A 25,832-nucleotide genomic window follows, 5' to 3' on the forward strand; every position below is an offset into this window, starting at 1 on the left:
ATTCCGGCGGCGCTCGGCCGCCGTCAGGCGCGCAGCAGCGGAACCTCGATGATGCGCGGGCGGGCGGATGCGGTGAGCGCCTCATCGAGTTCGCCGCGGTTGGGTGCGTGCACGTACTCCCAGCCGTACGCGCGCGCGAGCGATTCGATGTCCACGCGCTGCGGCGTGTACAGCACCCGGTCGATGTCGGGGGCCGGTGCCGTCTGGGCGACCTCGAGCGCGTCGAAGATCGTTCCGCCACCGTCGTTGCCAACGATCAGCTGGATGCGCGGCCGGTCCTCGCCGAAGCCGAACAGCAAGCCGCCGACATCATGCAGGAACGCCAGATCCCCGAGCACAACGCGCGTGACACCGCCGGCATCGGCGCCGCCCTGGCTCGCGATGGCCACCCCGACCGCGGTCGAGATCGTCCCATCGATGCCCGACAAACCGCGGTTGGACAGCACCCGGATCTTTTTGCCTGTCACTCGCCGGTCGGCCTCCCGGATGAGCCGGGACGCTCCGAACACGAGCCGGTCGTGTGGCCAGGTCGCCTTCCAGACCGCGTCGACAAGCATCCGCCGGTCCACCGGCTGACGGAACACGGCCAATTGCGCGCGGCCGAACTCGGCCACCGCCGCAGGGTCGTCGGTGCGCGCATTCACCGGTTCGGATGCGACGCCGTCGTCGAGCAGAGCGCGACTCGCGGCGACCCAGCTGCCTGCCCACGACCGATCCGGGGGTGTTCCGTCGCCCACCCGGATGGCGTCGACGATGTGCCGCGCACGGTGCGCCGGGTTGTAGTCCTCGCCCGAGGTGCCGCGCACGACGATGGTTTCGACATCCTCGCGAGCGCTGAGCGCTGGCACCTGGCGGCTGAGCGTGGGATGGCCGAAAACGACAACACGCGACACCTGTCCGCCGAACGCCTCGTCGTCGAGCAGTTCGCGGTAGGCGACGACCAGGTTGGGTCCAAACCGGGCACCGCTGGCGACCTCGGCGAGGAGGGGAGCGCCCAGTGCGCGAGCGACCTCTTCTGCCTGCTCCCCCGCGCCCGCTCCGGCAACGACGACGGTGCCGTAACGCGGCTCGATGACAAAAGGAACCGCCGCCCCGACGGTGGGCAGCGGATGCGGCTCGAGCACCGGGAGGTCCCCGACGGCCCCCGACAACGGTTCGCGGAAGCCGACGTTCAGCTGCGCAGGACCGGGAGCGGACGAGTGGCCGGCTGCCGCCGAGTACGCCTCCCGCGCCAGTTCGCGCACCTCTCCCGCGTCGAACTTGCCGACAGCGGGCGCCTGCACGTCACGCAGCACGCGCACTGCGTCGGCGAAGATGCCGAGCTGGTTGGTGGTCTGGTTGGTGCCTATGCCGCGCAGCTCTGCGGGGCGGTCAGCGGTGAGCAGGATCAGCGGCACGCCCGCGTGATGCGCCTCGAGGACCGCCGGGTGCAGGTTGGCTACGGCGGTGCCCGATGTGGTGATGATCGCTACCGGCCTGCCGGTCTCCATGGCCAGGCCAAGCGCGAGAAAACCGGCATCCCGCTCATCGATCCGGACACTCAACCGGATGGCGCCGGCTCGTTCATACTCCGCCGCGGCGAGCGCGAGCGCCTGCGACCGGGACCCGGGGGCGAGCACGACATCGCCGACCCCGAGCTGGATCAGTTCACCAAGCAGTGCAACCGAGAAGTCACTGGCCCCGCTGGCCAGACTCATGTGTCTTTGGGATCGTCATCCAGGTCGGCGAGCTCCTGCTCGAGCCGACGGATCCGCTCCTCACGCTCTTGGTCGGTTCCCAGCCTGCGCAAGAAGGTCGGGTCGTCATCCGGAGGCGTCTGCAAACGGCTCCCGCCCCTGCCCTCACTGCGGTCCTTGCCGATGGTGAGCCACAGGATGCCGCCGATCACCGGGAGAAGGAGAATCACGATGACCCACACTGGCTTGGAGATCCCGCGCGCCCGGTTGGAGTCCGTCATCGCACAGTCGACAACGGCGAAGATGGTGAAGAACACCGCCGCAACAGCGAGGATGATCAAGAGCCGTGCCATGTATGAATTGTAGGCCGAAGCCCTGAGAGCGCACTGGCCGATACCGAATCGTGGCAACGGCAACCGGCCTACACTTGATGAGTGACCCGCCAGCTCGTCCTCTACTCGGTCCTTCGGATCGGCATCTTCCTAGTCGCCCTCGCGCTGCTCATGCTCATCGGCTTGGATTGGCTCTTGTCGGCCATCATCGCCGCGATCATCGGAGTCTGCGTCTCTTACCTGGCGCTGTCGAAGCAGCGTGAAGCGATTGCTCACGAGCTTCAGGCCAGGAACACCCGCACAAAGACTTCGACCGACTCGTCGGACGAGTCGGTCGAAGACGGTGCGGCCGATTCATCCGACCGCTAGGTCACTCATTTCAGTGACGACGTGTTCCTGATCCCACGCCGAAGCCGCTGAGCCATCCCTTGATGACGCTCGACTGCGCGTCGGCCAGCCTCTCCTCGATGGGCGCTCTCAGTGCCGGAATTGGTTCCGGTGTGTGCTCGGCGAAGCCATCGTTGGGCTGTACTGCTGTGTCATACATGTCCAACCTCATTTCATGCGTTCGTCAACATCCAGGACAGGACGTGCTCTTCCGGAGTCGGTGCGTCGGAGGAGTCGGCGGCCAGGTGGGCGGCCGCCTCCTCCAACGTGCCGAATCTCGACCAGGAGAAACGGCGACCCAGACTCATCGCCTCGAACTCCTCGCCCTTCAGCTCGACGAAGCCGAGCAGCCGGCGGGGATCGTTCTCGCTGAAGCGAAGGTCGCTGACTCTCCAGATATCAGTAGAGAGCGGTTCAATCGAGTGCGTCCCGTTAGGCGTCCCCCGATGCGCGCTCATGGTCGGTTCCTCTAGACCTTCGTGCTACGGCCGCCGATGTAGCGAACGAGCCACATGATGGCGGCGATGATCAGGAGGATGACTCCGATCCACAGCAGCCACTGGACCGCCTGGACGAAGCCGCCTACGAAGAGAAGCACGATGGCGACAAGCGCCAGGATTATCAGCAGTGAAGACATTGGTTCCTACCTTTCCTTCCACTGTCTCGAGTCGCAGCTCCCCGATGGGAAGAACGATCTCTCTTGTGTCGGTTGGTGCTCTTGAACAGCAATCCTGCACAATCCCCGAGTTGGGGAAGAACGATCACTCTCCGTGGGGAGAACGATCACTCTTGTTGAATGTAAGCATACTTTGCCACACGCGAACAAGGGGTTGATTCATTTCTTCGTTACTGATAGAAGCTCTTAAAGGAGAGAGCGATCACTCTACCGATGCAAGTCCTAAGGGCGTATGGTTTTACGGTCATGTTCGAAACAGATCAGCAGAGTCCCCCACCGTCCGGTGCCCGCGAGAGAATCCTGGCGACCGCGTACGAGCTCTTCACCCATCGAGCCATCAGAGATGTCGGCGTCGACGAGCTGATCCAGACGGCTGGGGTCGCCAATGCGACCTTCTACCGGCACTTCCACTCCAAGGACGAACTGGTGCTCGCCGTGCTCGAACGCCGCGAGCAGCTCTTCACGCTGGGAACGGTCGAGCAGGAGGCCCGCCGGCGCGGCGAGTCACCTCGCGAGCGACTGCTTGCGATCTTCGACATCTACGACGACTGGTTCCACCGCGACGACTACGAAGCGTGCTCGTTCGTGCACGTGCTCCTGGAGATGGGCCCGACCCACCCGCTGGGCCAGGCATCCGTCGAACATCTCGCGCGCATCCGATCGATCGTGAAGCAGTTCGCGATCGAGGCCGGCCTGTACGCGGTCGAGGAATTCACGCGCGCGTGGCACATCCTGATGAAGGGCTCGATCGTGCTCGCGGCTGAGGGCGACAAGAACGCCGCCAGGGTGGCGCGCGACATGGCCGGCATGCTCATCGACCGGCACAGTTCACCGCTGCCGGGGCATTAGCTCCAGCCGCACACCCTAGAACGCGATTGCGGCGGCGAGTCCGATGCCGAAGACGAGCGCCGACAGGCTGGTGAGCCCCAGTGCGAGCAGGAACTCCTTCGCGGTCTTGGCAGTCAGCACAATCAGCACGGCCGGCACGGTGAGGAACAGCACGAAGTAGACGTATGGCGCCCAGGCGTACAGGGTCGCGAAGTAGATCAGCACGACATACGGCGCCAGCGCCAGCACGGCGAACAGGATGCGCGAGGGCAGGTCGCCGATCAGCACGGTGAGCGTCCGCTTGCCTGCTGCACGATCCTGCTCGAGGTCGCGCAGGTTGTTGGACACGAGCACTGCGCACGCGAACAGGCCGGTGGCAACGCCAGCGAGCCAGCTGTCCAGGGTGACCATGCCGGCCTGCACGAACGTCGTGCCCGCGGTGGCGACCAGGCCGAAGAAGACGAAGACGAACACCTCGCCGAGGCCGTAGTAGCCGTACGGCCGCCTGCCGCCGGTGTAGAACCAGCCGGCGATCATGCACGCGACGCCGACCGCGATCAGCCAGTAGTAGCCGGTGAGGATGACAATCGCCAGCCCGGCCGCCCCGGCCAGCGCGAAGAAGACCAGCGCGACCGCGAGCACCGTTCTGGGCTTGGCTGCTCCGGACCCGGTGAGCCGAGACGGTCCCACCCGGTAGGAGTCGGTGCCACGGATGCCGTCGGAGTAGTCGTTGGCGTAGTTGACGCCGATTTGCAGGAAGACCGCGACGGCCAGGCAGAGCAGCGCGAGGGTGAGGTCGAAGGTTTCGAAGCCGTTCGCTGCGTAGGCGGTCGCGGTACCGAGCGCGACCGGCGCGATGCCGAGCGGCAAGGTGCGGATGCGCGCGCCGGCGATCCAGTCGCCGACGCCTGCCTTCTTGACGACGGGTACCGGCGAACCGACCTTCCGACCGGGGTGCCCGGAGCGACGCACGGTCCTCGGGTCGATGCGCTGCTGCTTGGGTCTGGTGTTCTTCGCCACGAAAGAGAATCTAGACCGTTTCCGGCACGAGGCGCGCAAGCGCCACCCTGTCGGGCTTGCCACTGGCCAGCAGCGGGATCCGGCCGACGTGGTAGAGCGCTGCGGGCGCGGCCGCTTGCCCGAGTTGCGCGCTGACCGCCTGCCTCACGTCATCGAGCGCGGGTCTGCGCGTGCTGACGACAATCGGCACGTCCCCCCAGCGCGCGCTGCGGGCGGACAGCACCACAGCATCCGCCAAACCCGGAAGGCCCCGGACGACCCGCTCGACCGCGCCGAGTGACACGTTGACGCCCCCCGAGACGATCTGGTCGTCGCGTCGCCCGGTCACCGTCAGCACGCCGTCGGCTAGTTCGCCGAGGTCGCCGGTGCGGTACCAGCGCTCACCGGCGTCGTCGTAGAAGGCAGCGGCGGTGCGTTCCGGGTCGTCGAGGTAGCCGTCCGCGAGCATCGGCCCGGCGAGTTCGATCTGCCCGTCGGTCACGCGCGCACGTGCGCCGCTGATCGGGATGCCGTCGTAGACGCATCCGCCCGCGGTCTCGCTCGATCCGTAGGTGCGGGTCACGTTCAGGCCGAGTTCGAGCGCTTGCGCGAGGAGGGCATCCGGTGTCGACTGCCCGCCGACCAGGATGCGGTCGAAGCGGCGCAGTTCGGTGAGCACCTCCGATTCGTCCATCAGACGCGCGAGTTGGACGGGGACCAGGGATGTGAAGCGCACCGGATGCTCCATGCGCGACGCCGCGTCACCGAACACAATGGGGTCGAACGACCCGGGCGGGAGGACGACCGGGACGGTGTCGGCGGCGATGGATCGGGTGAGCACGTTGATGCCCGCGATGTAGTGAGCCGGGAGGGCGAGCAGCCACTGGCCGGGCTCGCCGAGCGCCGACTCGGTCGCCGCGGTGCCGGCGAGCAAGGCATCCGCGCTCAACGCCACGCGCTTGGGCCGCCCGGTCGAGCCGCTGGTCTGCACCACGAGCGCGATGCGCTGCGGCACACGGGCCGGCACACCATCGGTGTGCATGTCGGGAGCGAGCGGCAGGATCGCCGGGCCGTCACCGCTGAGCGCAGCCCTGAGCGCGGGGAACACCGTGGCGGCGTCACCAGCGATGGGCTGCAGGTCGCGCATCTTGTCGCTCAGTACTGCCAGGGGTACGGCGACCAGTCGGGGTCGCGCTTGCCGAGGAAGGCGTCGCGGCCCTCGACCGCTTCGTCGGTGCCATAGGCGAGACGGGTGGCCTCACCGGCGAACACCTGCTGACCGACGAGTCCGTCGTCGACCGCGTTGAAGGCGAACTTGAGCATCCGGATGGCGGTCGGCGACTTGGTGAGGATGGTGCGCGCCCACTCGAGCGCGGTCGACTCGAGGTCTGCGTGCGGGACCACCGCGTTGATGGCGCCCATGTCGTAGGCACGCTGCGCGGAGTACTCCTCGGCGAGGAAGAACACCTCACGCGCGAACTTCTGCCCCACCTGGCGCGCGAAGTAGGCGCTGCCGTAGCCGGCGTCGAACGAGCCGACGTCGGCATCCGTCTGCTTGAACCTGCCGTGCTCTGCGGAGGCGATGGTCAGGTCGCATACGACGTGGAGGGAGTGGCCGCCGCCGGCCGCCCAGCCGGGCACCACCGCGATGACGACCTTGGGCATGAAGCGGATGAGGCGCTGCACCTCGAGAATGTGCAGGCGGCCGAGGCGCGCGGCGCCGCCGCTTTCGGTGGTCGGGGCTGTCGAGACCCCGTCGCCCTCGTACTCGTACCCCGCCCGCCCTCGGATCCGCTGGTCGCCGCCGGAGCAGAACGCCCAGCCTCCGTCCTTCGGGCTGGGCCCGTTGCCGGTGAGCAGCACCACGCCGATGCGCGGGTTCTGCCTGGCGTCATCGAGTACCGCGTAGAGCTCGTCGACGGTGTGCGGGCGGAAGGCGTTGCGCACCTCCGGCCGGTTGAACGCGACCCGCGCGACGCGTCCGTCACGGTCGTGGTGATAGGTGATGTCGGTGAGTGAGTCGAATCCGGCGACGCCGGACCACTCCCGCGCATCGAAAAGCTCCGAGACTTCCGCCATGCGCTCAGCCTAATCGTCGCCGACTAACCCACCCGGCGAACGTTGCGGCCGCTTGTTATCGATGCGGGTGCTGTGGACGCCGCATCGATAACAAACGGCAGCAGCGTCGGACGTCAGCGGCCGCCGAAGAAGCCGAGCACCGTGTTCAGCACGAGCGGGTTGGTCAGCACCGCGAGCACGATCGCGATCGCGCCGGTCAGTCGGCCGCGGTTCAGGATGACACCGACGATCCCGAGCACGAACGGCACGAACGTCAGCACGATGATCGCCTGGCCGATGAACGTCGCGGCTGCGTATGCACCGCTGACCGCGAGCAGCACACCGGTCACCTCGAGCGCGATGAGCACGAGCACGCTCACGAGCGCCACGAGCCCGAATGGGAACGGGCGGCGCCGCTTGGGCTCGGCATCCGGCCACTCGGCATCCGGTGACTGGGCATCCGGGGAGGGGCCATCCGGCGGCTGGGCCGACTCGTACAGGGCGGTTTCTCCGGTCGACATTTGCTCCAAGGATAGGCCACCGTCGACACTGGTCGGATGACAGTTCCTCCGCCGCTCGACGAACTGCTCGCCGACGCACACGTCGTCGCGCTGCCGCTGGCGCAGCGCTTCCGCGGCGTCGACTCGCGCGAGGCGATGCTGCTGCGCGGCCCGCACGGCTGGACAGAGTTTTCACCATTCGTGGAGTACCCGGATGCCGAAGCGGCTGCGTGGCTGCGTGCCGCTATCGAGTTCGGCTGGTCGGCGGCGCCGTCCCGCCTGCGCGACAGCATCCCGGTGAACGCGACCCTGCCTGCGGTCGGCCCGGATCAGGTTGCCCGCGTGCTTGAGCGTTTCGGCCACTGTCGGACGGTCAAGGTCAAGGTGGCCGAGCGTGGCCAGGAACTCGCCGAGGATGTGGCCCGCGTGCGGGCCGCCCGGGCATTCCTCGGCGCGGAAGGCCGCGTCCGGATCGACGCCAACGGGGCCTGGAACGTGGACGAGGCCGAGCGGGCGATCCACGCGCTGGCCGAGTTCGACCTCGAGTACGTCGAGCAGCCGTGCGGGAGCGTCGAGGAGCTCGCCGAGATCCGCTCGCGCGTGAAGCACATGGGTGTGCCGATTGCGGCCGATGAAAGTGTGCGCAAGGCGGAGGACCCGCTCGCCGTCGCCCGCGCCGGCGCCGCCGACCTGCTGGTGATCAAGGCGCAACCGCTCGGAGGCATCCGGGCGGCCTTGGACATCGTCGCCGAGGCCGGGCTGCCGGTCGTTGTCTCGAGCGCGCTCGACACGTCGGTCGGCATCAGCATGGGCGCCCACCTTGCCGCATCAATTGCAGAGCTCGAGTACGACTGTGGGCTCGGTACCGCTGCGCTGCTCTCAGCCGATGTGACGGACGAACCGCTCGTTCCGACCGCCGGCGCGATTCCCGTTCACCGAGTCGAGGTCAGCCGATCCTTGCTGGAGCGGCACGCGGCCAACCCCGGTCGTGACCAGTGGTGGCGCGACCGCCTCACCCGCTGTTACGAGCTGCTTGCCTCTGCCTAGCTTGCCCGGTACTCGCGCGCGAGCATCGCGTAGCTGCCGGTGTCGGCCCACTCGCCCTTGAACCAGAGGTCCTCGACGAAGTGCGCCTCGCGGCGCATCCCGAGCCGAAGGCACAGGTTCACGGATGCGTCATTGCGTGGGTCGAGTTCGGCGATCACCCGGTGAAACTCCACTGTGTCGAATGCGAGCGCCAGCAGCGCCTTCGCACTCTCGGTCGCGTAGCCCTGCCCGTGGTGGTCGGGGTGAAAGGTCCAGCCCAGCTCGGCCGTGTCGTTCTCGACGCTCTTGACGGTGATGTACAGGTCGCCGATCATCTGGCCGTCGTCCTTGCGCTCAACCGCGAGCTGCAGGTAGTCGCCATCGCTCTCGAGCCGAGTGTGCCGGATGTGCTCGGCCACCTTCGCGGCGACCGTGTCGCGATCGCGCGGGTCGAAGAGAAGGTAGCGGCAGACATCCTCGCGCGACTGGTACGAGTGCACGATGTCGATGTCGGCCTCGGTCATCAGCCTCAGGCGCAGGCGCTCGGTCTCGATCGGCTCGGTGAGCTCAAAGGGAATCACGTTGCTGATCGTAAGGGGTCTCGACTAGCTCGACCACCGAAAAGGCCACGGGTCTCGACCACCGAGCGGCAGGACTACAGGCCCGAGTAGGCGTGCAGGCCCTTCATGAACAGGTTCACGACCGTGTAGTTGAAGATCACCGCTCCGAAGCCGATGAGCGACAGCACCGCCGAGCGGGTCCCGCGCCAACCGCGAGTCGCGCGCGCGTGGATGTAGCCGGCGTAGATCGTCCAGATGATGAAGGTCCAGACTTCCTTGGTGTCCCAGCCCCAGTAGCGTCCCCACGCGCGCTCGGCCCAAATGGCGCCGGCGATGAGGGTGAATGTCCAGAATACGAAGCCGATCACGATGACGCGGTACGCGAGCGTCTCCAGCTTGTCGGCATCCGGAACCGTGGAGAGGAAGCCGTCGGTCTTCCCGCTCGCCTCGCGACGAGACTGCAGCAGCTGCAGCAGCGACAGCCCAGCGCCGAGCGCGAAGAACGACGTGCCGAGTATTGCGACGAACACGTGGATGACCAGCCACACCGACTGCAGGGGAACGGCGAGCGGAGTGACGTCGACGTAGAAGTTGGTCGTGCCGATTCCAAGCACGATCAGCGCGGCACCGGTGATGTACGCGCCCAGGTAGCCGAGGTCGAGCCAGAACTGGATGACCAGGAACACCAGCACGACAATGAGCGACATCATGAGCGAGAACTCGAACATGTTCGACCAGGGCACGTAGCCGTTGGCGAGTCCACGCAGCACGGCACCGCCGAGGTGCAGCAGCCAGGCGATCACGGTCAACGCGAAGCCCGCGCGCTCGAAGCGTCCGCGCTTGCGGGTGGTCACCGTCTCGGTGCGCTCGAGCGTCGTCGTGCCCCCACGGGCAGCGGTCAGCTGGCCGGTCGCAGCGGTTGCGGCGACCGGCTCAGGGGCCAGCGACGCGCGCTTCGCCAGGTCGACGGTGAAGAACACGAAGGCGAGTGCGTACACCGCCATCGCTGAGTAAATGGCGACGAGCGAATAGGTCGCAAGCGTTTCGGTCACGGCACACCAGCCTACGTCGTCAACTTGCGAGCGTGCCGCTCGGCAATGTCCGCGACAGCGTCTTCGAGGGTCGGGTCCTCACCACGGGCGAGACCCGCGTATTCGATCCGGATGCCGCCATCGGGCAACTCGACCGCCTTCACCCACATGCGTCGGCGCGGCACGAACAGCGACGCGAGCAATCCGCCGAGGACGAGGATCGCGAACACCAGCACCCATCCCTGACTCGGCACATGGTGGATGTCGAACGATGCGAAGCGGGGAACGGAGTCGGCCCAGTTGTTCGGCCCCGCATCCGGGTCCTTCGACTCGAAAGTCACAGTGCCCAGGCCGTTCGGCAGTTCGGCGCTCTCCCCCGGCCGCAGTTCGATCGTGTCGACGCCGCTGTCGCCGCCTACGACCTCCGTGAGCGTGTCGGTTTCGAGCGAGTACACCGATTTCGGCGCGCCCGAGTCCAGCCCGAGGTCACCTGTGTACACGCGGAGCGTCAGCACCGGGTTGACCAGGTCGGGGTGCACGGAGGTCAGCGCACCGCTGTGCAGTTCGCCCGCAGCCGGATAGAAGAAGCCGATCATCCCCAGCTGCTCCGGCAGCGCATCCGGGACCTTGATCACGCCGAGCGAGGTGAGGTTCTGGTCCTGCGGAAGGAACGGAACGCTCGAGTCGAACGCGATGTTGCCCTCACCGTCGCGCACCGTGATGGTGGGTGCATAGCCGTTGCCGAGCAGGTACACGTTGGTGCCGGCGACCGCCAGCGGGTGGTTCACCTTGACCTCGCCGGGCTGCCCCTCCTCCCTGGGGAGGTAGGTGGTGACAGATGCGGTGAAGTCGGTCGGCGTTCCGTAGGCCCTGAGGTTCTCCTCCTCGTAGACGACGCTGAAGTCGTCGAGCGTCATCCGGAATGGCTCCAGCGAATGCTCACCGGCGAAGCGGCCGGGGTTGAACGAGTCGTAGCCCGCGAGCACGTTGACGAAGGGCTGACCTTCGATGACGACCTTCTGGCCGCTGAACGAGAAGCCGCCGCCGATTCCGACAGCGACGAGGATGCCGACGAGCGCGGAGTGAAACACCAGGTTGCCGGTCTCACGCAGGTAGCCACGTTCGGCGGAGGCGGAGAGGTCCTTGCCGTTGAACAGCTGCACTCGGTAGCCGCTGCTCCGCAGCAGGTCACGCGCGGAGTCGATGGCGGTCGCGGCGTCGAGGTTCGGCTCGATGCGGCTGGTGAAGCCGGGCAAACGCTCTAGCCGTGCCGGCGTCTTCGGCGGGCTGGCGCGCAGCGCCTTGAGGTGGTGCGTCGTGCGCGGGATGACGCAGCCGATGAGCGAGACGAACAGCAGCAGGTAGATGGCCGAGAACCACACCGACGTGTAGACGTCGAACAGCTGGAACGAATCCAGCACCGGCGCGAGATCCGGGTTGTCGGCAAAGAACTGGATGACTCCATTCGGGTCGCTCGAGCGTTGCGGCCACATCGAGCCCGGCACCGCGGCGATCGCGAGCAGCAGCAGGAGTACCAGCGCGGTGCGCATGCTCGTGAGCTGGCGCCAGAAGAAGCGCAGGTAACCGAGCGGCCCCAGGCCCGGTTGGGTGATCTCGGGGCGGCGCGCGGTGTCCGGGGTTGCGGCGTCGACGTAATCAGAGGGGCGTGACATAGCTCTCGATCACCGCCCCGAAGGCCGACATCATGGCCTGCCAGAGGCCGGTGACCATGAGCACGCCGATGAGCACGAGCAACAGGCCGCCGACGACGTTGATGACCCGGATGTGGCTCTTGAGCCAGGAGACCGCACCAGTGACCCAGTTGAGACCGAGTGCGACGAGCAGGAACGGGACCCCGAGTCCGATGCAGTAAGCAAGCCCGATGATCGCTGCGCGCCACGGGGAGCCGCTATCGAGGCTGAGTGAGAACACCGCGATGAGCGTCGGCCCCATGCAGGGGGTCCAGCCCAGAGCGAAGACGACACCGAGCAGCGGCGCACCGCCGAGACCGGTCGCGACGCGCCAGCGCGGCTTGAACGTGCGCTGCATGAAGCTGAATTGGCCGATGAAGACAAGACCCATGAGGATTACGACGACACCGGCGATCCGGATGATCAGGTCGAGCCATGGCTTGAGCGCGAATCCGAGTGTGGCGAGCAGGATGTTGAGCGTGATGAAGACGACGCTGAATCCGGCGATGAACAACACGACCCCGAGCAGCAGCCGGCGCCGTTGGCCGCGGTCCGGTTCGCCCGCGAACCCGCCGATGTAGGCGAGGTACCCGGGGAGCAGCGGCAGTATGCATGGCGACGCGAACGAGATCAGCCCGGCGAGCAGCGCGATCGGCAGGGCGAGTAACAGGTTGCCGCTGAGGACGATCTCGCCGATCGGGTTCACTTAGGTTTCCTCTGCGGCGACGGTCTTGATCAGCGCGTCAAGGATCGACGCCGCCTGCACCTGACCCAGGATGCGCGCTGCGACTCGGCCCTCGCGGTCGAGCACGAGCGTCGTCGGCAGCGCACTCGGCGGGACCTTGCCGGCGAACGCGAGCTGCGCTTCGCCGGACTTCGCATCGAGCACCGAAGGGTAGCTGACGCCATACTTGCGCGAGAACGCGAGCGCCTGCTCGGCGCCGTCGTACGTGTTGATGCCGATGAACGAGGCGCCCTTCCCGGCCCAGTCCTGCGACACCTTCTCCAGGTCCGGCGCTTCAACCCGGCACGGGCCGCAGTAGCTCGCCCAGAAGTTCACGACGAGGACCTCACCGAGGTAGTCCTCGCTCGACACCGTCTCACCGAGTTCTGTCGTGCCCTCAAAGGTGATCGGAGCGTCCCGGTTCTCCGGGGTGACCTCCATAACGCTGCCGTCGCCGGCGATGTAGTTCTTGTCGCTGCCGTCCCGGTACTGCTGGGCGAGTGGGTCGTTCGCTGCGCAGCCGGTCAGTACGAGGGCGGCTGCGGCGAGCGCCGCTGCCGTCATCCGGAATTTCACACTGCTCCCTGGTCGATCGATTCGGCAAGCAGCGCAGCGGCAGGTTCGGTGTAGCCGACCTGCACGAAACGGGTGCCGTCGTAGGTCAAAGTCGTGATGCTGGACAGGCTGCAGCGGCGCTTGCGCGGGTCATGGAACGGCTTCAGTCCAGCGACATGACGCTGCACCATGACGATGGGCATCTGGTGGCTCACCATGACCACCTCGCCGCCGTCTGCCGAGTGCCAGGCCGCCTCGATCGCGGCCATCATCCGCTTGATGACGCTCTGGTAGGGCTCGCCCCAGCTGGGCAGCCACGGGTTCACGACCCACGGCCAGCTCTTCGGCTTGAGCAGCACCTGCGGGCCGAACTCGAAGCGTCCACCCTCGAAGCGGTTCGTCGGCTCGATAAGCCGCTCGTCGGTGATGATCTCGAGATCGAACTTCTCCGCCCACGGTTCTGCTGACTCTTGCGCGCGCTGCAGTGGCGACGCGAAGACCCGCTCGATGGTGCGCCCGTCCATGGATTCCGCTGCGGATTGCGCCATCTTGAGGCCTAACCCGGACAGGTGGTACCCGGGCAGGCGACCATAGAGAATGCCTTCGGGATTGTGGACTTCTCCGTGGCGCACGAGGTGAATCAAGGCGGCGGACACGGCATCCAGTCTACGTAGCCGTTTACCCGTCGCTAAACTCGCAGGGTGACTGAACGCACCCTGATCAACGCCCTCGCCGCCCTGACTGACGGCCCCGTGACTGTTTCCGGATGGGTGGACACGGTACGCGATCAGAAGAAGGTGCAGTTCGTGGTGCTGCGCGACGAGTCGGGCGCGCTGCAGCTGGTGCACCCTCGCTCGGCTGAAGAAGATCCGCTGGCCGACACCATCTCTGCTCTCACCCACGGCAGCTTCATCACTGTGACCGGGCAGCTCAAGCATGACGAGCGAGTGAAGCTGGGCGGCATCGAGGTGCTCATCGAGACGCTCGATGTCGTGACTGAGTCGATCGCGGAGACGCCGATTGCGGACGACAGCAGCATCGACAAGCGCCTCGACTGGCGCTTCCTCGACCTGCGCCAGCCGGAGCACCAGCTGATCTTCCGCGTGCAGACGACGCTCGAGCATGCGTGGCGCACCTGGTGGGTCGAGCGTGACTTCATCGAACTGCACACCCCGAAGCTGATGGCCAGCGCGTCGGAGTCGCGTGCGGAGCTGTTCGAGGTCGGCTACTTCGAGGGCACCGCCTACCTCGCGCAGAGCCCGCAGTTCTTCAAGCAGATGGCGCAGCCGGCCGGGTTCGGTCGGGTGTTCGAGATTGGCCCTGCGTTCCGCGCCGACCCGAGCTTCACGAGCCGCCACGCCACAGAGTTCACGAGCATCGACGCCGAAATCAGCTGGATCACCAGCCACGAGGATGTCATGGCGATGCACGAGCAGCTCATGGTCGCCGGCATCACAGCTGTGAAGGAGAAGCATGGCGACGCGCTGCGCGAGGCGTTCGGCATCGAGCTGAAGATCCCGTCGACACCGTTCCCGCGCATCCCGCTGGCCGAGGCCAAGCGCATCGTCGCGGAGCGCGGCTACGAAATCCCGCGCGCGGATGAGGACATGGACCCCGAGGGCGAGCGTCGGATCTCCGCGTACGCGAAGGAGGAGCTCGGGCACGACTTCGTGTTCGTCACCGACTATGCCTCAAGCATCCGGCCGTTCTACCACATGCGTCACGAGGGCGACCCGACACTCACCAACAGCTACGACCTGATCTACAACGGCGTCGAGATCTCCACCGGCGCTCAGCGCGAGCACCGCATCGATGTGCTGGTCGAGCAGGCGAAGGAGAAGGGACTCGACCCGGAGGAGCTGGACTTCTACCTCGACTTCTTCCGCTACGGCGTGCCGCCGCACGGCGGGTTCGGCATGGGTCTCGCCCGAGTGCTGATGCTCATGCTGGGGCTGTCGACGCTGCGCGAGACGACCTACCTGTTCCGCGGACCGAACCGGCTGCTGCCGTAGGCGCGCCGGCGCCGCTCAAATGTGCGAGAGCGCGCGCAATATCCCGTGCGTTCGCACATTTGGGCGGCGCTCGGCGATGGAAGGGTCAGGCGTCCAGGATCGCCGCGCGCAGCTTCTCGGGCTTGACCCGCCACTGCGCGTGCTTCGTGTCGTTCACGAGCACGACCGGGATCTGCTCCCAGTACTGCTCGTACAGCGCGTCGTCGTCGAGGATCGACTTGTGCTCGACGGTCACCTCCGGCGCAGCCGGCACGGTCGCGAGCTCGCCGATCACGTCCTGGATCACGTCCTTGGCGACGTCGCAGAGGTGACACTCGGGCTTGCCGATGATGGTGAGACGAACAGACACACGTCGAGCTTAACGGCCGCACCGGGTGGCTAGCATGGAGCGGATGCCCGAAGCGCCAACAGCCAGTGCCATCGTCGCCTACTTCGACGTAGACAACACGCTCCTCCGCGGCGCAAGCATCTACCATCTCGGTCGCGGCGCGTTCCGGCGCCGGATGCTGGGGTTTCGCGATCTGGCCAGGTTCGGCTGGCAGCAGCTGCGGTTCATCGCGGTCGGCGAGAACCGCGAGCACATGGCAAGCGCCCGCGAGCGCGCGCTCGAGCTGGCCGGCGGACGCTCCGAGGCTGAGCTCACCCAGCTCGCCGAGGAGGTCTACGACCGTTACATCGAACCCAAGCTGTGGCCGGAGACCGTGGACCTCGCCCGGGAGCACCTCTCCAAGGGCCACGAGGTGTGGCTGGTCACCGCCACTCCGGTGCACATCGCGCGCGTGATCGCCACCAGGCTGGGGCTGACCGGGGCACTCGGTACCGAGATCGAAGCCGTCGACGGGGTGCTGACCGGCCGCCTTAACGGCCAGGTCCTACACGGCGAGCTCAAGGCATCCGCCGCCCGCGACCTGGCGGCGCGGCTCGGCGCCGACCTCGCCGACTGCTGGGCGTACTCGGATTCCCGCAACGACATCCCGCTGCTGAACCTGGTCGGCAACCGGGTGGTGGTGAACCCGGATGCCGCGCTGGAACGCTACGCCGATGCCCGAGGCTGGGCGACTCTGCGGCTCCGACCGGCGAGCATCCGTGAAGCGCAGCGGCGCGTGCGACGCGAAGCTCGAGCCGCTCGGCGACGCTAGCGCAAACAAAAACGCCAGACCTTTCGGCCTGGCGTTCAGGTTGTTCGCGCGCTACTTCTTGTTGCGACGCTGGTGACGAGTCTTGCGAAGCAGCTTGCGGTGCTTCTTCTTCGCCATGCGCTTGCGGCGCTTCTTGATGACAGAACCCATAGGGACCTCACTGATCTGATTACGGACACCGGGTCCGTTCAGAACCGCGGAAAAAATGCCTCGGGTAAGTGTAGCGGATCGGCCACTGTGCGCCGTCCGTGAGTCCGTGCGGGGCTAGCCGGCCTGTGTGCCGCGATCGGCGACAGTGGTGTCGATCGCTGCCTGCACCGCCGACTCCGGCACCCGGAACGAACGGCCGAAGCGGATCGCCGGCAGATCGCCCGCGTGCACCATCCGGTAGACGGTCATCTTGGAGACGCGCATCATGTCGGCAACCTCGGCCACCGTCAGGAACCTCACGTCAGACAGTTCCTTCGCCATCGCGAACTCCTCGGGAAGAGGCGTCACGCCCGACGCCTGAAGCCAATGTTAACGGAGTGTCGCTTTGTAACTGCTGTGACTGGTGATACTCCGCGTTGGAGTCACTTTAGGGCTAACCCTGACGATCTGTCTACTCCGCTGGGGAGGCGTCCTTGCGCCCGAGGCGCTCGCGGAGCGGCTCGATCACACGCTTCTCCACGGTGGCGGATGCGCCCTCGAACGCGGTGCGCACCTGGTGTGATGCGTCGGCGACACTGCGTCCCACCGCGGCACCGGCATCCGCCGAATGCTCGATCGAGTCCGCGACCCTGCGGATCGGCCCCGGCAGCTCGGAACCGGACCACGCCGCGAACACCGTCTGGCTCGCGTCATCATCCTCGAAGTCGGCGCTGAGGAACGGGATGATCCAGTCCTCGAGCTCCTCGAGCGGCGCGGCGTTGAGCCTGTAGTAACGGTGCTGGCCGACCTCACGCACGGTGACCAGCTCGGCATCCCGCAGCACCTTGAGCTGCTTCGACACGGTCGGCTGGCTCAGCCCGAGAGTATTCACGATCTCACCGACGCTCACGTCGCCCGACTCGGAAGCCGACGAAACGTACCGGTCGAGCAGAAGCTGCAACAGATCCCTTCGCGTCGGGTCGGCCACTACGTCGAAGATGTCTGCCATGGCAACAGGCTACTTGGCCTCGGTACGGAGTACCATGACGACTCGTCGCTGTTTGGGCCGCCGGTCTGACACGAGGGAGCAGGATGCGCACACAGGCTGAAGTCAGCCGTCCCGTGCTCCGTCGCATCCGGACCTTCGTCGACACCGCGGTGGTCGCCTCTCCGGCCCGTTTCGCGACCGTCATCTTCACGTCGCTGGTGCTGGTGCTCACCGCGGTGCTCGCGCTCCCCATCGCCACCGTCGAACGCTCGGCAACGCCGCTCGCCGACGCGCTGTTCACCGCGGTCTCCACGATTTGCGTCACCGGGTTGTCTGTCGTCGACATGGCGACGCACTGGTCAACCTTCGGAACTGTCGCGATCCTGATCGGCCTGCAGGTCGGCGGGATCGGCGTGCTGACACTCGCGAGCATGCTTGGTCTCATCGTCTCCCGCCGGCTGGGGCTGCGCGCCAAGCTGATGGCGGCAAGTGACACGAACCTGCAGCGCATCCACGCCGGCCCGGTCTCGGAAAGCCAGACAGTCAAGCTCGGCGACATCGGCGGGCTGCTCTCAACGGTGGCGATCAGCGTGCTCGCCATCGAGTTGGCGGTGACGGTGTTGATCACACCGCGGCTCATGCTCGCCGGGTTCGACCCGTGGGCGGCGACCTGGCAGGGCTTCTACTACGCCTCATCCGCCTTCACGAACACCGGTTTCATGCCGAACCCTGAAGGGCTCGAGCCGTTCGAGACAGACCCGTGGATGCTCGGGTCTATCAGCATCGCCGTGATCCTGGGCAGTCTCGGTTTTCCGGTGATCTTCGCGCTCGCGCGGCTCAGCCGGGGCGAGGGGCGCCTGAGTGTTCACGTGAAGCTCACGCTGGTGACGACCACCATCCTGTTCGTGCTCGGCGCGATCGCGATCTACGCGCTCGAGTGGGCGAATCCGGCGACGATCGGAGCGCAGGATCCGGCGGCCCGGCCGATGACGGCTGGCTTCTTGTCGATCATGACCAGGTCCGGCGGCTTCTCGAACGTCAACATCAACGAGATGCACGGCTCGACGCTTCTGATCATGGACATGCTCATGTTCGTCGGTGGCGGGTCGGCATCGACCGCGGGCGGCATCAAGGTGACAACGCTTGCGGTGCTGTTCCTGGCGGCGCTTGCCGAGGCGCGCGGTGATGAGAATATGCAGGCGTTCAACCGGCGCCTGCCTTCGGATGTGCTCCGCCTGTCGGTGAGCGTCGTGCTGTGGGGCGCGACCATCGTGGCGGTCGCCACCATCGCGCTGCTGGTGGTGACCGATGAGCCGATGGACCGTGTGCTGTTCGATGTGATCTCCGCGTTCGCGACCTGCGGCCTGTCCACCGGCGTCACCGCCGAGGTGCCCGATGCCGGAAAGTACATCCTCGCCGCGACGATGTGGGCGGGGCGCGTTGGTACAGTGACTCTGGCCGCCGCGCTGGCGGCGAGCCAGCGCAGGCAGCTCTACACTCTCCCGGAAGAGAGGCCAATCGTTGGTTGAGAGAATCCCCCACAACGCCCCAGTGCTCGTGATCGGGCTGGGACGGTTCGGAGCAGGCGCCGCAGGCCAGCTCGATCGGCTCGGCCGCGAGGTGCTGGCTGTGGACGAAAGCGCTGCCCTCGTGCAGAAGTGGGCCGACCGGGTCACGCACACGGTGCAAGCGGATGCGCGGTCGATCGAATCGCTGCGCCAGATCGGCGCGCAGGACTTCTCCGTCGCGATCGTCGCGGTCGGGTCATCGATCGAGGCGAGCGTGCTCATCACAGCGAATTTGGTGGACCTGCGGGTGCCGCAGATCTGGGCGAAGGCGATCAGCCAGAGTCACGGCAAGATTCTGGCGCGCATCGGCGCCAACCACGTGATCTATCCGGAGGCGGAAGCCGGCGAGCGCGTCGCGCACCTGGTGTCCGGTCGGATGCTCGACTTCATCGAGTTCGACGACGACTTCGCGATGGTCAAGATGTACCCGCCCAAGCCTGTCCGCGGCATGCCGCTGTCCGAGTCGAATATCCGGAAGAAGTACGGGATCACCATTGTCGGTGTGAAGTCGCCCGGACAAGACTTCACCTACGCGACCGCCGAGACGGTGATCACCAACCGGGACCTTATCATCGTCAGCGGCAAGTCCCAGAAGATCGAGGAGTTCGCGAGCCTGCAGGCCTGAGCCGCCTAGCGGGTCGAGGCGGCCAGTTCGGCAGCACGCGCCATCGCGGCGGCCGCGGCACGATCGAAGAGTCCCTTGAGGTCTGCGGCTTCCAGCTCCGCGATCGCACGCTCTGTTGTGCCACCCGGGCTGGTCACCTGGCGGCGCAGTTCCGCCGGCTCGGTCCCGGATGCGCTCAGCAGTTCGGCCGCACCGGCGAATGTTCCCCCGACCATCTGCGCGGCTTCATCCGGGGTGAAGCCCAGCTCGACGGCCGCCGCGGTGAGCTGCTCGACCAGATAGAAGACGTAGGCGGGGCCGGATCCGGAGATCGCGCTGAGCGCGTCGAGCTTCTCCTCTGGCACCACGATCACGGTCCCAACGGTCGCGAACAGCTGCTCGGCGAGCGCCAGCTGCTCCGGCCCGACGCGCGACCCCTCGCTCAGTCCGGTCACCCCCCGACCGACAAGCGACGGCGTGTTCGGCATCGCTCGGATCACCGCCACCTCGTCCGGCACCAGCGCCTCCATCGCGGCTGTGGTCACACCGACCGCGACACTGATGAGCACCGAGCCCGGCTCCAGCGAGGGCCCGATCTCGCGCAGCAGGTCTGGCACCATCGGCGGCTTGACCGCGACGATCACCACCCGCGCTCCGGTGACCGCGGCGAGGTTGGCGTTCGGGTCGGTGTCGGTCGAGTAGCTCGTCACCGAGTCTCGGCGCAACACAGCCGCCTTCCGCTCGGTCCGGTTGGTGACCCGGATCCCGCCGCTCACCGTCACCTCCGGATTCAGCAGCCCGCCGAGTATCGCTCCCCCCATGGAACCGGTTCCGAGAATCGCCACGGCGGGAAGGGTGATCATCCGACCATCCTAGGATTGTTGCCACCGAAGCCAGAGGGAGATTCTTGTGAGCGCAAGCGGCGGCACCAAAGCAGTGGTGGCGGCACTTCTCGCCAACACCGGCATCGCCATCACGAAGTTCATCGCGTGGGCGTTCTCCGGTTCCAGTTCGATGCTGGCGGAGGCGGTGCACTCGGTGGCGGATGCCGGCAACCAGCTCCTGCTGCTGCGTGGCGGCCAGGTCGCCAAGAAACAGGCGGACGCCGAGCACCCCTTCGGTTACGGCCGCGAGCGCTTCGTGTACGCGTTCGTCGTCTCGATCATCCTGTTCAGCGTCGGCGGGCTGTTCTCCATCTACGAGGGCATCGACAAGCTGCGGCACCCGCACGAGCTCGACATACTGTGGCTGCCGATCGTCGTGCTGCTGATCGCGATCGTCCTCGAGTCGTTCTCGCTGCGCACCGCCGTGCGGGAATCGAACCACGTTCGCGGCACGCAGTCCTGGGTGCAGTTCGTTCGCCACTCCAAGTCGCCCGAGCTCCCGGTCGTGCTGCTCGAGGACATCGCCGCGCTGGTCGGGCTGATCTTCGCGTTCCTCGGTGTGAGCCTCACCATCATCACCGGCAACCCGGTGTGGGACGCGATCGGCACCCTGTTCATCGGCGCCCTGCTCGTGCTCGTCGCGATCGTCCTCGGCATCGAGACGAAGAGCCTGCTGGTCGGCGAGGGCGCGTCGGCCATCGATACCGAACGCATCCGCGACGCCATCAACGCCGACCCCGATGTCGAAGCGCTCATCCACATGAAGACGCTGTACGTCGGGCCGGAGGAGCTGCTCGTCGGCGCCAAGGTCGCCTTCAACAGCCGCAGGACGCTCGGCGACGTCGCCGCCCTGATCGACGAGCTCGAGGTTCGGGTGCGCGAGGCGGTACCGGTAGCGCGGATCATCTACATCGAACCGGATGTCTATGTGCGGCCGGGCGCGGAGAACCCGCCGACAGACAAGATCGTGATCAAGGGGTCGGATTGAGCGCGCCGGAGCGGAAGGCGGTCGTCTTCCAACACCACCCCAACATCTCGCTCGGCAATCTCGCTCCCGTCCTCGACACGTTCGGGTACGACGTGCGCGTTGTCGACCCGACGGCCGGGCAGGTCGAGGGGCTGGATCCGCAGGACGCCGACCTGGTCATCGTGCTCGGCGGCCATGAGGCGGCCTACCGCCTCGACAAGTGGCCGTACCTGGAGGACGAGCGCCGCTTCATCCGGGCCCGCATCGACGCCGAGAAGCCGCTGCTCGGCATCTGCCTGGGCGCGCAGCTCATGGCCGGCGCGCTCGGCGCGCGCAACTACCGCGGCGACAAGCCCGACATCAGCTATCGCGACCTAGAGCTGACGGATGCCGGGATCGAGTCCGCGCTCGGCCTTGCGCGCGGCGTCCCGATGCTCGAATGGCACGGCGACCACTTCGAGCTGCCGGCCGAGGCCACCCTTCTCGCGAGCTCCGCTGCCTACCCGAACGAGGCGTTCTCGATTGGGGATTTCGCGCTCGCGGTGCAGTTCCACCCGGAAGTGACCGACGAGATGCACGAGGCGTGGATCGGCGACACGCGCGACCAACTCGAGCGGGAGGGCGTCGACCTCGACTGGTGGCGCGCCGAGCGGGAGAAGAACAACGGGCACATGCAGGTGGCGAGTCGCCTGATGTTCACCGCGTGGCTCAGCGACGTCCTGCGAAGAACTCCCTGAGCAGTTCGCTGCTCGGCTCGGCGTCGACGCCGCCGTACACCTCGACCCGGTGCGGGAGCCTGCGGTCGCGCAGCAGGTCGTAGACGCTGCCGGCTGCCCCCGCCTTGTCGTCCCACGCGCCGAAGACGACCGTCGGCACGCGGGCTGCGAGGATCGCGCCCGCGCACATCGGGCACGGCTCAAGGGTGACCACGAGCGTCGCATCCGTCAGCTGCCAGTCGCCGGTCGTCGTAGCGGCCGCACGCAGAGCGAGCACCTCGGCGTGTGCGGTGGGGTCCTGGCGCAGCTCGCGCTCGTTGCGGCCCTCGCCGATCACTCGGCCATCCGCGTCGACGACTATCGCGCCCACCGGCACATCGTCGTGAGCGAGGCACTGCTCGGCGAGTGTCAGGGCTGACCGCATCCAGTCGGAGAAGCGTGCGGGCGGTTTGGTCACGCCTCGCCTCCTCTCCGCTCGCCGGGTTGACCGGTGCACAAGTAGATTGAGCCTATGCGAGTCCACGTTGCCGACCATCCGCTAATCACCCACAAGCTCACGGTGCTGAGGGACAAGAACACACCGTCGCCAACGTTTCGGGCTCTCACCGAGGAGCTGGTCACGCTGCTCGCCTATGAGGCGACCCGCCAGGTGCGTGTCGAGCCGGTGCAGATCGAAACGCCCGTCTCTGCGACGACCGGACTCGCCATCGCCAACCCGCGGCCGCTTGTCGTGCCGATCCTGCGCGCCGGGCTCGGGATGCTCGAGGGCATGGTGAAGCTGGTCCCCACCGCCGAGGTCGGCTTCCTCGGCATGGTGCGCGACGAGGAGACGCTGCAGCCGGCGATCTACGCCGAGCGCCTGCCTGAGGACCTCTCCAACCGCCAGTGCTTCGTGCTCGACCCCATGCTCGCCACCGGCGGATCGCTGCTGGCCGCCATCGAGTACCTGTTCGAGCGCGGCGCGGTGGACGTCACCGCGATCTGCCTGATCGCCGCACCGGAGGGACTCGAGGCGGTCGAGAAGGCCACGGAGGGCCGCGAGGTCACCATCGTGCTGGGCGCGCTCGACGAACGCCTCAACGAGCACGCCTACATCGTGCCCGGCCTCGGCGACGCGGGCGACCGCCTGTACGGCACGGTCGGCTGATTTGACAGCCGTCGCGCCCCGCCGCGTATGATTCCGGTATGACTCTGAACGCGCACACCCTGACCTCCCGCGAGGCCTCTTGGGTTGCCGGCACCATGATGCCGGTCAGTGCGGTCATGTGTTGTCGAATGTGTGCCTAACGGCTTCCTTCGCCGAACTGCACTCCTGAAACAGTGAGTTTGCAGTTCCCGGATGCCGGCCCTCATCCCGGTCGTTCATCCGTCACACGCGCAACACGAAGGCATTAACTCCTCATTAGAGGCCTTCACCTCATGGCCCTCTCGGGCACTCGCTACACAAGGACTTCCTTCAATGTCTCTCGCAACCCTTGACCGACCCATCTCCCCTATACGTCCCGTCGAAGCCGCACCGGCTCGGCCGGCAGCACCGCACGTCCGGCCGGTGCCGGAAGGCACTGAGGCGCGCGGCTTCGTGCTGTACGTCGGGCTCGACGAAGCCGGCGCAGCAGCATCCGGAATCGAGCTGAGCCAGCTCGTCACCGCGCTCAAGAACCTCACCGCGGAACTCGCTCCCCGCGCGCAGACTCACGCTGCAGTGGCGCTCGCACCACGTGGTGCCGGTGGCCGCGACGTCGATGTCGTGCGGCTCGCGCTGCAGGACCCGTCAGCACTTGCGAAGTTCCGCCAGCAGGACACCGTCGAGGAGGACGAGAAGCCGATCGACGAGGGCGTCATCGTCGACCTGTCGCGTAAGCGGGTGACGATCGACGGTGAGGTCGCGCCGCTCACGTTCAAGGAGTACGAGCTGCTGCAGTTCCTGGTGTTGCGCGTCGGCAAGACGGTCGCCCGCTCCGAGCTGATCGCGGGTCTGTGGCGCGCCGGCGACGATGACGCACCGAACGAGCGCACGATCGACGTGCACGTGCGTCGGCTGCGCGCCAAGCTCGGCGGCTACGAGGACATCGTGCGGACCGTGCGCGGCGTCGGCTACCGGTTCGACCGGCACGCGGATGTCTCGCTGCGCCACGCCACGACACGCTCGCCCGACGCCTTCTGAGGCCACTCGAAACCCGTCTGATCAGGGCTTTTGGCGTTCACGGCAAACTCGCATCAAAAATAACGAAAAGGTAACTAGCGTTCGTTACCGGTCCGTTATATAGTCGGTCTCAGCAGGAATTGTTTGCTGTGGCAGTTCTTGCGGAATGTGATTGCAGGACACTCTTGGTGCAAGGGAAGAGGGCCCGTCGCTAGCCTCTGCGACGGGCCCTCAATCCGTTAACACCCTCTTCTTGTTTGTAAGGTGGATCGCACGAAGGGGGTCGACATGAGCGACGCGGCCTTGGCGGTCGACGCGTGGGAGTCACTGTTCCGCACGCAGGTCGTCGTGATGCGCCAACTGACGGCCGAGTTCCCCTCCGGTGAAGTCACGATGGGCGACTACGACGCGCTGTTCACGCTGTCGCGGGCCGAGAACCGGCGGCTGAGGATCAAGAACCTCGCTGAGAACATGCTCCTCACCCAGCCAAGTGTGAGCAGGCTGATCGAGCGGCTCGCCTCCCGCGGCCTGGTCAACAAGCTGCCTGACCCTGAGGACGGCCGCGGCGTGATCGTCGAGCTGACCCCGCACGGCTACGACGTTTTCCGGCGCGCTGCGGTGCGTCACATGGAGGGCATCGTGTCGAGGCTCACCTCGGCGCTGAGCGCTGACGAGTTGCGCCAGCTGACCGAGCTGACCACCAAGCTGCGCGCATCCGTTTCCGGGCATACGAGCCCGGATGCCGCGGACTAGACGGGAGGCCGCGCCCCGACGTTGGTGACCGCCCGGGCGGCGGCGCGAACTCCGCTTTCCGCGGCAGAGAGCGGGTCGCCGTTTTCGACCCAGGCGGCGAGAAAGCCGGCAGAGAACGCATCGCCCGCGCCGGTCGGGTCGACCAGGCGAGCCGGGACGGCCTCCAGGGCGATCGGCTCGAATCCAGCGTGGGCGAGCACGACACCCTCGTGACCCTGGGTGAGCGCGACGATCGGGAATCGCTTGCCGAGCTCGCTGGCCATCTGCAGCGGATCGTCGCGGCCGGTCAGCACCCGGCCCTCGTCGAGGTTCGGGAACAGGATCGTCGCGCCCTCGATCGCTGACAGGAACTTCTCGGCGCCGAAATCCTCGATGAAGCCGGCGGAGGCCGGGTCGACCGAGACGGCGACCCCGCGTTCGTTGGCTCGCGCGATCAGTCGACGGTTGGCATCCTGACTCGGCGCCTGCAGCACGCTGTAGCCGGTGAAATGCACCACCGCAGCGGCGTCGAGGAGCTCGTCGGTCACGTCGTCAGCGGTCAGGTTGGCGTTGGCGCCGCGGTCGGTGTACATCGTGCGGCGGTCGCCATCGACGATGACCACGATGGTTCCGGTCGGCAGCTCGGCGTCGACCGTCAGCCGCGGGGTGACCTTTGCGTCGATGAGGTGCTGGGCGTGCTTGAGTTCGTCGCCGGCTCCGACCCGGCCGACGAAGTCGACCTGAGCGCCGAGGTGCCCGAGCCAGGCCGCCGCGTTGGCCGCCGAACCACCGGCGCGATGCCGGATCTGACTCGGTGTGTCGGTGTCGGGGCGCACCGGGATGGACGGCACAGCGACGATGTCATCGATCACGTCACCGAAGACGACGATCCGTTTGGCCACCGTGG

Annotated in this window: 34 protein-coding genes; 12 read left to right on the forward strand and 22 right to left on the reverse strand. The window is 66.8% G+C overall.

The features are described from left to right. Positions 1–23: 23 nt before the first annotated feature. Entirely contained in the window at positions 24–1,697 is a 1,674-nt protein-coding gene (gene menD, locus HGK58_RS01600) for a 2-succinyl-5-enolpyruvyl-6-hydroxy-3-cyclohexene-1-carboxylic-acid synthase (RefSeq protein ID WP_168625805.1), read from the reverse strand. Beyond that, positions 1,694–2,029, reverse strand: coding sequence for a PLD nuclease N-terminal domain-containing protein (locus HGK58_RS01605; RefSeq protein ID WP_168625806.1), 336 nt, complete (start codon positions 2,027–2,029; stop codon positions 1,694–1,696). Before HGK58_RS01605 ends, menD begins: the two co-directional genes overlap by 4 nt. 81 nt (positions 2,030–2,110) lie before the next feature. Between HGK58_RS01605 and HGK58_RS01610 the strand changes: the two genes are divergently transcribed. After that, positions 2,111–2,377 carry a DUF4229 domain-containing protein gene (locus tag HGK58_RS01610; protein WP_168625807.1) on the forward strand — a complete coding sequence of 89 codons (267 nt, stop codon included), beginning with the start codon at positions 2,111–2,113 and terminating at the stop codon, positions 2,375–2,377. A 10-nt stretch (positions 2,378–2,387) separates the two neighbouring features. Here the strand turns inward: HGK58_RS01610 and HGK58_RS01615 are convergent, their stop codons facing one another. From HGK58_RS01615 to HGK58_RS01625, 3 genes are read right to left on the reverse strand one after another with little or no spacing between them, the layout of a single operon-like run. After that, on the reverse strand, positions 2,388–2,555 hold the full coding sequence (locus tag HGK58_RS01615) for a hypothetical protein (protein ID WP_168625808.1): 168 nt from the start codon (positions 2,553–2,555) through the stop codon (positions 2,388–2,390). A 13-nt stretch (positions 2,556–2,568) separates the two neighbouring features. Beyond that, positions 2,569–2,853 carry a hypothetical protein gene (locus tag HGK58_RS01620; RefSeq protein ID WP_168625809.1) on the reverse strand — a complete coding sequence of 95 codons (285 nt, stop codon included), beginning with the start codon at positions 2,851–2,853 and terminating at the stop codon, positions 2,569–2,571. Positions 2,854–2,864: 11 nt separating this feature from the next. After that, positions 2,865–3,032: a DUF4175 domain-containing protein gene (locus tag HGK58_RS01625; protein ID WP_168625810.1), complete on the reverse strand. Its 168-nt coding sequence runs from the start codon at positions 3,030–3,032 to the stop codon at positions 2,865–2,867. A gap of 285 nt (positions 3,033–3,317) precedes the next feature. On the opposite strand from HGK58_RS01625, the gene HGK58_RS01630 reads away from it, so the two are divergent. Continuing rightward, complete coding sequence (locus HGK58_RS01630) at positions 3,318–3,920, forward strand: TetR/AcrR family transcriptional regulator (protein ID WP_168625811.1); 603 nt, start codon at positions 3,318–3,320, stop codon at positions 3,918–3,920. Positions 3,921–3,935: 15 nt separating this feature from the next. On the opposite strand, the gene HGK58_RS01635 is transcribed toward HGK58_RS01630, so the two are convergent. The 4 genes from HGK58_RS01635 to HGK58_RS01650 all read right to left on the reverse strand — a co-directional run bounded on the left by HGK58_RS01635 (position 3,936) and on the right by HGK58_RS01650 (position 7,477). Further along, on the reverse strand, positions 3,936–4,919 hold the full coding sequence (locus tag HGK58_RS01635; RefSeq protein WP_168625812.1) for a 1,4-dihydroxy-2-naphthoate polyprenyltransferase: 984 nt from the start codon (positions 4,917–4,919) through the stop codon (positions 3,936–3,938). 10 nt (positions 4,920–4,929) lie between these two features. Then, positions 4,930–6,045 carry an AMP-binding protein gene (locus HGK58_RS01640; RefSeq protein ID WP_168625813.1) on the reverse strand — a complete coding sequence of 372 codons (1,116 nt, stop codon included), beginning with the start codon at positions 6,043–6,045 and terminating at the stop codon, positions 4,930–4,932. Positions 6,046–6,053: 8 nt separating this feature from the next. Next, positions 6,054–6,977 carry a 1,4-dihydroxy-2-naphthoyl-CoA synthase gene (locus HGK58_RS01645; RefSeq protein ID WP_168625814.1) on the reverse strand — a complete coding sequence of 308 codons (924 nt, stop codon included), beginning with the start codon at positions 6,975–6,977 and terminating at the stop codon, positions 6,054–6,056. 113 nt (positions 6,978–7,090) lie between these two features. Continuing rightward, on the reverse strand, positions 7,091–7,477 hold the full coding sequence (locus HGK58_RS01650; RefSeq protein ID WP_168625815.1) for a hypothetical protein: 387 nt from the start codon (positions 7,475–7,477) through the stop codon (positions 7,091–7,093). A 36-nt stretch (positions 7,478–7,513) separates the two neighbouring features. Between HGK58_RS01650 and HGK58_RS01655 the strand changes: the two genes are divergently transcribed. After that, the gene (locus HGK58_RS01655) at positions 7,514–8,503 is read left to right on the forward strand and encodes an o-succinylbenzoate synthase (RefSeq protein WP_168625816.1); all 990 of its coding nucleotides are present in this window, start codon (positions 7,514–7,516) and stop codon (positions 8,501–8,503) included. On the opposite strand, the gene HGK58_RS01660 is transcribed toward HGK58_RS01655, so the two are convergent. The 6 genes from HGK58_RS01660 to HGK58_RS01685 all read right to left on the reverse strand — a co-directional run bounded on the left by HGK58_RS01660 (position 8,500) and on the right by HGK58_RS01685 (position 13,699). Continuing rightward, entirely contained in the window at positions 8,500–9,063 is a 564-nt protein-coding gene (locus HGK58_RS01660; protein ID WP_168625817.1) for a GNAT family protein, read from the reverse strand. The two genes, HGK58_RS01655 and HGK58_RS01660, sit on opposite strands and share 4 nt — an antisense overlap. Before the next feature lie 74 nt (positions 9,064–9,137). Next, positions 9,138–10,046, reverse strand: a complete 909-nt coding sequence (gene ccsB, locus HGK58_RS01665; RefSeq protein ID WP_168626833.1) for a c-type cytochrome biogenesis protein CcsB — start codon at positions 10,044–10,046, stop codon at positions 9,138–9,140. 59 nt (positions 10,047–10,105) lie between these two features. Beyond that, entirely contained in the window at positions 10,106–11,746 is a 1,641-nt protein-coding gene (locus HGK58_RS01670) for a cytochrome c biogenesis protein ResB (RefSeq protein WP_168625818.1), read from the reverse strand. Beyond that, the gene (locus HGK58_RS01675; RefSeq protein WP_168626834.1) at positions 11,730–12,461 is read right to left on the reverse strand and encodes a cytochrome c biogenesis protein CcdA; all 732 of its coding nucleotides are present in this window, start codon (positions 12,459–12,461) and stop codon (positions 11,730–11,732) included. The genes HGK58_RS01670 and HGK58_RS01675 overlap by 17 nt, the downstream gene beginning before the upstream one ends. Positions 12,462–12,470: 9 nt before the next feature. Beyond that, positions 12,471–13,052: a TlpA disulfide reductase family protein gene (locus HGK58_RS01680; protein ID WP_168625819.1), complete on the reverse strand. Its 582-nt coding sequence runs from the start codon at positions 13,050–13,052 to the stop codon at positions 12,471–12,473. 8 nt (positions 13,053–13,060) lie between these two features. After that, positions 13,061–13,699, reverse strand: a complete 639-nt coding sequence (locus HGK58_RS01685; RefSeq protein WP_168625820.1) for a histidine phosphatase family protein — start codon at positions 13,697–13,699, stop codon at positions 13,061–13,063. A gap of 45 nt (positions 13,700–13,744) precedes the next feature. Here HGK58_RS01685 and aspS point away from each other — a divergent pair, with 45 nt between their 5' ends. After that, positions 13,745–15,055: an aspartate--tRNA(Asn) ligase gene (gene aspS, locus HGK58_RS01690; RefSeq protein ID WP_168625821.1), complete on the forward strand. Its 1,311-nt coding sequence runs from the start codon at positions 13,745–13,747 to the stop codon at positions 15,053–15,055. A gap of 85 nt (positions 15,056–15,140) precedes the next feature. Here aspS and HGK58_RS01695 read toward each other — a convergent pair whose 3' ends face one another. Further along, the gene (locus tag HGK58_RS01695; RefSeq protein WP_168625822.1) at positions 15,141–15,404 is read right to left on the reverse strand and encodes a glutaredoxin family protein; all 264 of its coding nucleotides are present in this window, start codon (positions 15,402–15,404) and stop codon (positions 15,141–15,143) included. A gap of 43 nt (positions 15,405–15,447) precedes the next feature. On the opposite strand from HGK58_RS01695, the gene HGK58_RS01700 reads away from it, so the two are divergent. Then, positions 15,448–16,194: an HAD family hydrolase gene (locus tag HGK58_RS01700; protein WP_246865361.1), complete on the forward strand. Its 747-nt coding sequence runs from the start codon at positions 15,448–15,450 to the stop codon at positions 16,192–16,194. A gap of 51 nt (positions 16,195–16,245) precedes the next feature. On the opposite strand, the gene HGK58_RS01705 is transcribed toward HGK58_RS01700, so the two are convergent. The 3 genes from HGK58_RS01705 to HGK58_RS01715 form a co-directional block, all read right to left on the reverse strand. Next, positions 16,246–16,344: an AURKAIP1/COX24 domain-containing protein gene (locus HGK58_RS01705; RefSeq protein ID WP_003792170.1), complete on the reverse strand. Its 99-nt coding sequence runs from the start codon at positions 16,342–16,344 to the stop codon at positions 16,246–16,248. Between the two features lie 114 nt (positions 16,345–16,458). Next, entirely contained in the window at positions 16,459–16,665 is a 207-nt protein-coding gene (locus HGK58_RS01710; RefSeq protein ID WP_168626836.1) for a helix-turn-helix domain-containing protein, read from the reverse strand. Between the two features lie 130 nt (positions 16,666–16,795). Continuing rightward, on the reverse strand, positions 16,796–17,332 hold the full coding sequence (locus HGK58_RS01715) for a metalloregulator ArsR/SmtB family transcription factor (protein WP_168625823.1): 537 nt from the start codon (positions 17,330–17,332) through the stop codon (positions 16,796–16,798). An 83-nt stretch (positions 17,333–17,415) separates the two neighbouring features. Between HGK58_RS01715 and HGK58_RS01720 the strand changes: the two genes are divergently transcribed. Continuing rightward, positions 17,416–18,840, forward strand: a complete 1,425-nt coding sequence (locus tag HGK58_RS01720; RefSeq protein WP_168625824.1) for a potassium transporter TrkG — start codon at positions 17,416–17,418, stop codon at positions 18,838–18,840. Next, complete coding sequence (locus HGK58_RS01725; RefSeq protein WP_168625825.1) at positions 18,833–19,504, forward strand: TrkA family potassium uptake protein; 672 nt, start codon at positions 18,833–18,835, stop codon at positions 19,502–19,504. The genes HGK58_RS01720 and HGK58_RS01725 overlap by 8 nt, the downstream gene beginning before the upstream one ends. Positions 19,505–19,509: 5 nt before the next feature. On the opposite strand, the gene proC is transcribed toward HGK58_RS01725, so the two are convergent. After that, complete coding sequence (proC, locus tag HGK58_RS01730; RefSeq protein WP_168625826.1) at positions 19,510–20,346, reverse strand: pyrroline-5-carboxylate reductase; 837 nt, start codon at positions 20,344–20,346, stop codon at positions 19,510–19,512. 46 nt (positions 20,347–20,392) lie between these two features. On the opposite strand from proC, the gene HGK58_RS01735 reads away from it, so the two are divergent. Together HGK58_RS01735 and HGK58_RS01740 are read left to right on the forward strand one after the other, a co-directional pair. Next, on the forward strand, positions 20,393–21,355 hold the full coding sequence (locus HGK58_RS01735) for a cation diffusion facilitator family transporter (protein ID WP_168625827.1): 963 nt from the start codon (positions 20,393–20,395) through the stop codon (positions 21,353–21,355). Then, positions 21,352–22,071, forward strand: a complete 720-nt coding sequence (locus HGK58_RS01740; RefSeq protein ID WP_168625828.1) for a gamma-glutamyl-gamma-aminobutyrate hydrolase family protein — start codon at positions 21,352–21,354, stop codon at positions 22,069–22,071. The genes HGK58_RS01735 and HGK58_RS01740 overlap by 4 nt, the downstream gene beginning before the upstream one ends. Here the strand turns inward: HGK58_RS01740 and tadA are convergent. Beyond that, entirely contained in the window at positions 22,043–22,474 is a 432-nt protein-coding gene (tadA, locus tag HGK58_RS01745; RefSeq protein WP_210422655.1) for a tRNA adenosine(34) deaminase TadA, read from the reverse strand. The genes HGK58_RS01740 and tadA overlap by 29 nt on opposite strands. Positions 22,475–22,561: 87 nt before the next feature. Between tadA and upp the strand changes: the two genes are divergently transcribed. The 3 genes from upp (at position 22,562) to HGK58_RS01760 (ending at position 24,946) form a co-directional block, all read left to right on the forward strand. Then, positions 22,562–23,197 (forward strand): uracil phosphoribosyltransferase, encoded by a 636-nt coding sequence (gene upp, locus HGK58_RS01750; protein WP_168625830.1) that lies wholly within the window; start codon positions 22,562–22,564, stop codon positions 23,195–23,197. Positions 23,198–23,509: 312 nt separating this feature from the next. Next, positions 23,510–24,214, forward strand: coding sequence for a winged helix-turn-helix domain-containing protein (locus tag HGK58_RS01755; protein WP_168625831.1), 705 nt, complete (start codon positions 23,510–23,512; stop codon positions 24,212–24,214). Between the two features lie 267 nt (positions 24,215–24,481). Then, entirely contained in the window at positions 24,482–24,946 is a 465-nt protein-coding gene (locus HGK58_RS01760; RefSeq protein WP_168625832.1) for a MarR family transcriptional regulator, read from the forward strand. Here the strand turns inward: HGK58_RS01760 and HGK58_RS01765 are convergent. Beyond that, entirely contained in the window at positions 24,943–25,827 is an 885-nt protein-coding gene (locus HGK58_RS01765; RefSeq protein WP_168625833.1) for a PfkB family carbohydrate kinase, read from the reverse strand. The genes HGK58_RS01760 and HGK58_RS01765 overlap by 4 nt on opposite strands. Positions 25,828–25,832 lie beyond the last annotated feature (5 nt).

The organism is Cryobacterium sp. BB307 (assembly GCF_012274275.1).
In the GTDB taxonomy this organism is placed as follows: Bacteria; Actinomycetota; Actinomycetes; order Actinomycetales; family Microbacteriaceae; genus Terrimesophilobacter.

Bases quoted from the DNA above. Each gene is read 5' to 3' on its own strand.
- menD (WP_168625805.1), bottom strand. From the start codon at position 1,697: ATGAGTCTGGCCAGCGGGGCCAGTGACTTCTCGGTTGCACTGCTTGGT.
- HGK58_RS01605 (WP_168625806.1), bottom strand. From the start codon at position 2,029: ATGGCACGGCTCTTGATCATCCTCGCTGTTGCGGCGGTGTTCTTCACC.
- HGK58_RS01615 (WP_168625808.1), bottom strand. From the start codon at position 2,555: ATGTATGACACAGCAGTACAGCCCAACGATGGCTTCGCCGAGCACACA.
- HGK58_RS01620 (WP_168625809.1), bottom strand. From the start codon at position 2,853: ATGAGCGCGCATCGGGGGACGCCTAACGGGACGCACTCGATTGAACCG.
- HGK58_RS01625 (WP_168625810.1), bottom strand. From the start codon at position 3,032: ATGTCTTCACTGCTGATAATCCTGGCGCTTGTCGCCATCGTGCTTCTC.
- HGK58_RS01630 (WP_168625811.1), top strand. From the start codon at position 3,318: ATGTTCGAAACAGATCAGCAGAGTCCCCCACCGTCCGGTGCCCGCGAG.
- HGK58_RS01640 (WP_168625813.1), bottom strand. From the start codon at position 6,045: ATGCGCGACCTGCAGCCCATCGCTGGTGACGCCGCCACGGTGTTCCCC.
- HGK58_RS01645 (WP_168625814.1), bottom strand. From the start codon at position 6,977: ATGGCGGAAGTCTCGGAGCTTTTCGATGCGCGGGAGTGGTCCGGCGTC.
- HGK58_RS01650 (WP_168625815.1), bottom strand. From the start codon at position 7,477: ATGTCGACCGGAGAAACCGCCCTGTACGAGTCGGCCCAGCCGCCGGAT.
- HGK58_RS01655 (WP_168625816.1), top strand. From the start codon at position 7,514: ATGACAGTTCCTCCGCCGCTCGACGAACTGCTCGCCGACGCACACGTC.
- ccsB (WP_168626833.1), bottom strand. From the start codon at position 10,046: ATGGCGGTGTACGCACTCGCCTTCGTGTTCTTCACCGTCGACCTGGCG.
- HGK58_RS01670 (WP_168625818.1), bottom strand. From the start codon at position 11,746: ATGTCACGCCCCTCTGATTACGTCGACGCCGCAACCCCGGACACCGCG.
- HGK58_RS01680 (WP_168625819.1), bottom strand. From the start codon at position 13,052: ATGACGGCAGCGGCGCTCGCCGCAGCCGCCCTCGTACTGACCGGCTGC.
- HGK58_RS01700 (WP_246865361.1), top strand. From the start codon at position 15,448: ATGCCCGAAGCGCCAACAGCCAGTGCCATCGTCGCCTACTTCGACGTA.
- HGK58_RS01705 (WP_003792170.1), bottom strand. From the start codon at position 16,344: ATGGGTTCTGTCATCAAGAAGCGCCGCAAGCGCATGGCGAAGAAGAAG.
- HGK58_RS01710 (WP_168626836.1), bottom strand. From the start codon at position 16,665: ATGGCGAAGGAACTGTCTGACGTGAGGTTCCTGACGGTGGCCGAGGTT.
- HGK58_RS01715 (WP_168625823.1), bottom strand. From the start codon at position 17,332: ATGGCAGACATCTTCGACGTAGTGGCCGACCCGACGCGAAGGGATCTG.
- HGK58_RS01720 (WP_168625824.1), top strand. From the start codon at position 17,416: ATGCGCACACAGGCTGAAGTCAGCCGTCCCGTGCTCCGTCGCATCCGG.
- proC (WP_168625826.1), bottom strand. From the start codon at position 20,346: ATGATCACCCTTCCCGCCGTGGCGATTCTCGGAACCGGTTCCATGGGG.
- tadA (WP_210422655.1), bottom strand. From the start codon at position 22,474: ATGCGGTCAGCCCTGACACTCGCCGAGCAGTGCCTCGCTCACGACGAT.
- upp (WP_168625830.1), top strand. From the start codon at position 22,562: ATGCGAGTCCACGTTGCCGACCATCCGCTAATCACCCACAAGCTCACG.
- HGK58_RS01755 (WP_168625831.1), top strand. From the start codon at position 23,510: ATGTCTCTCGCAACCCTTGACCGACCCATCTCCCCTATACGTCCCGTC.
- HGK58_RS01760 (WP_168625832.1), top strand. From the start codon at position 24,482: ATGAGCGACGCGGCCTTGGCGGTCGACGCGTGGGAGTCACTGTTCCGC.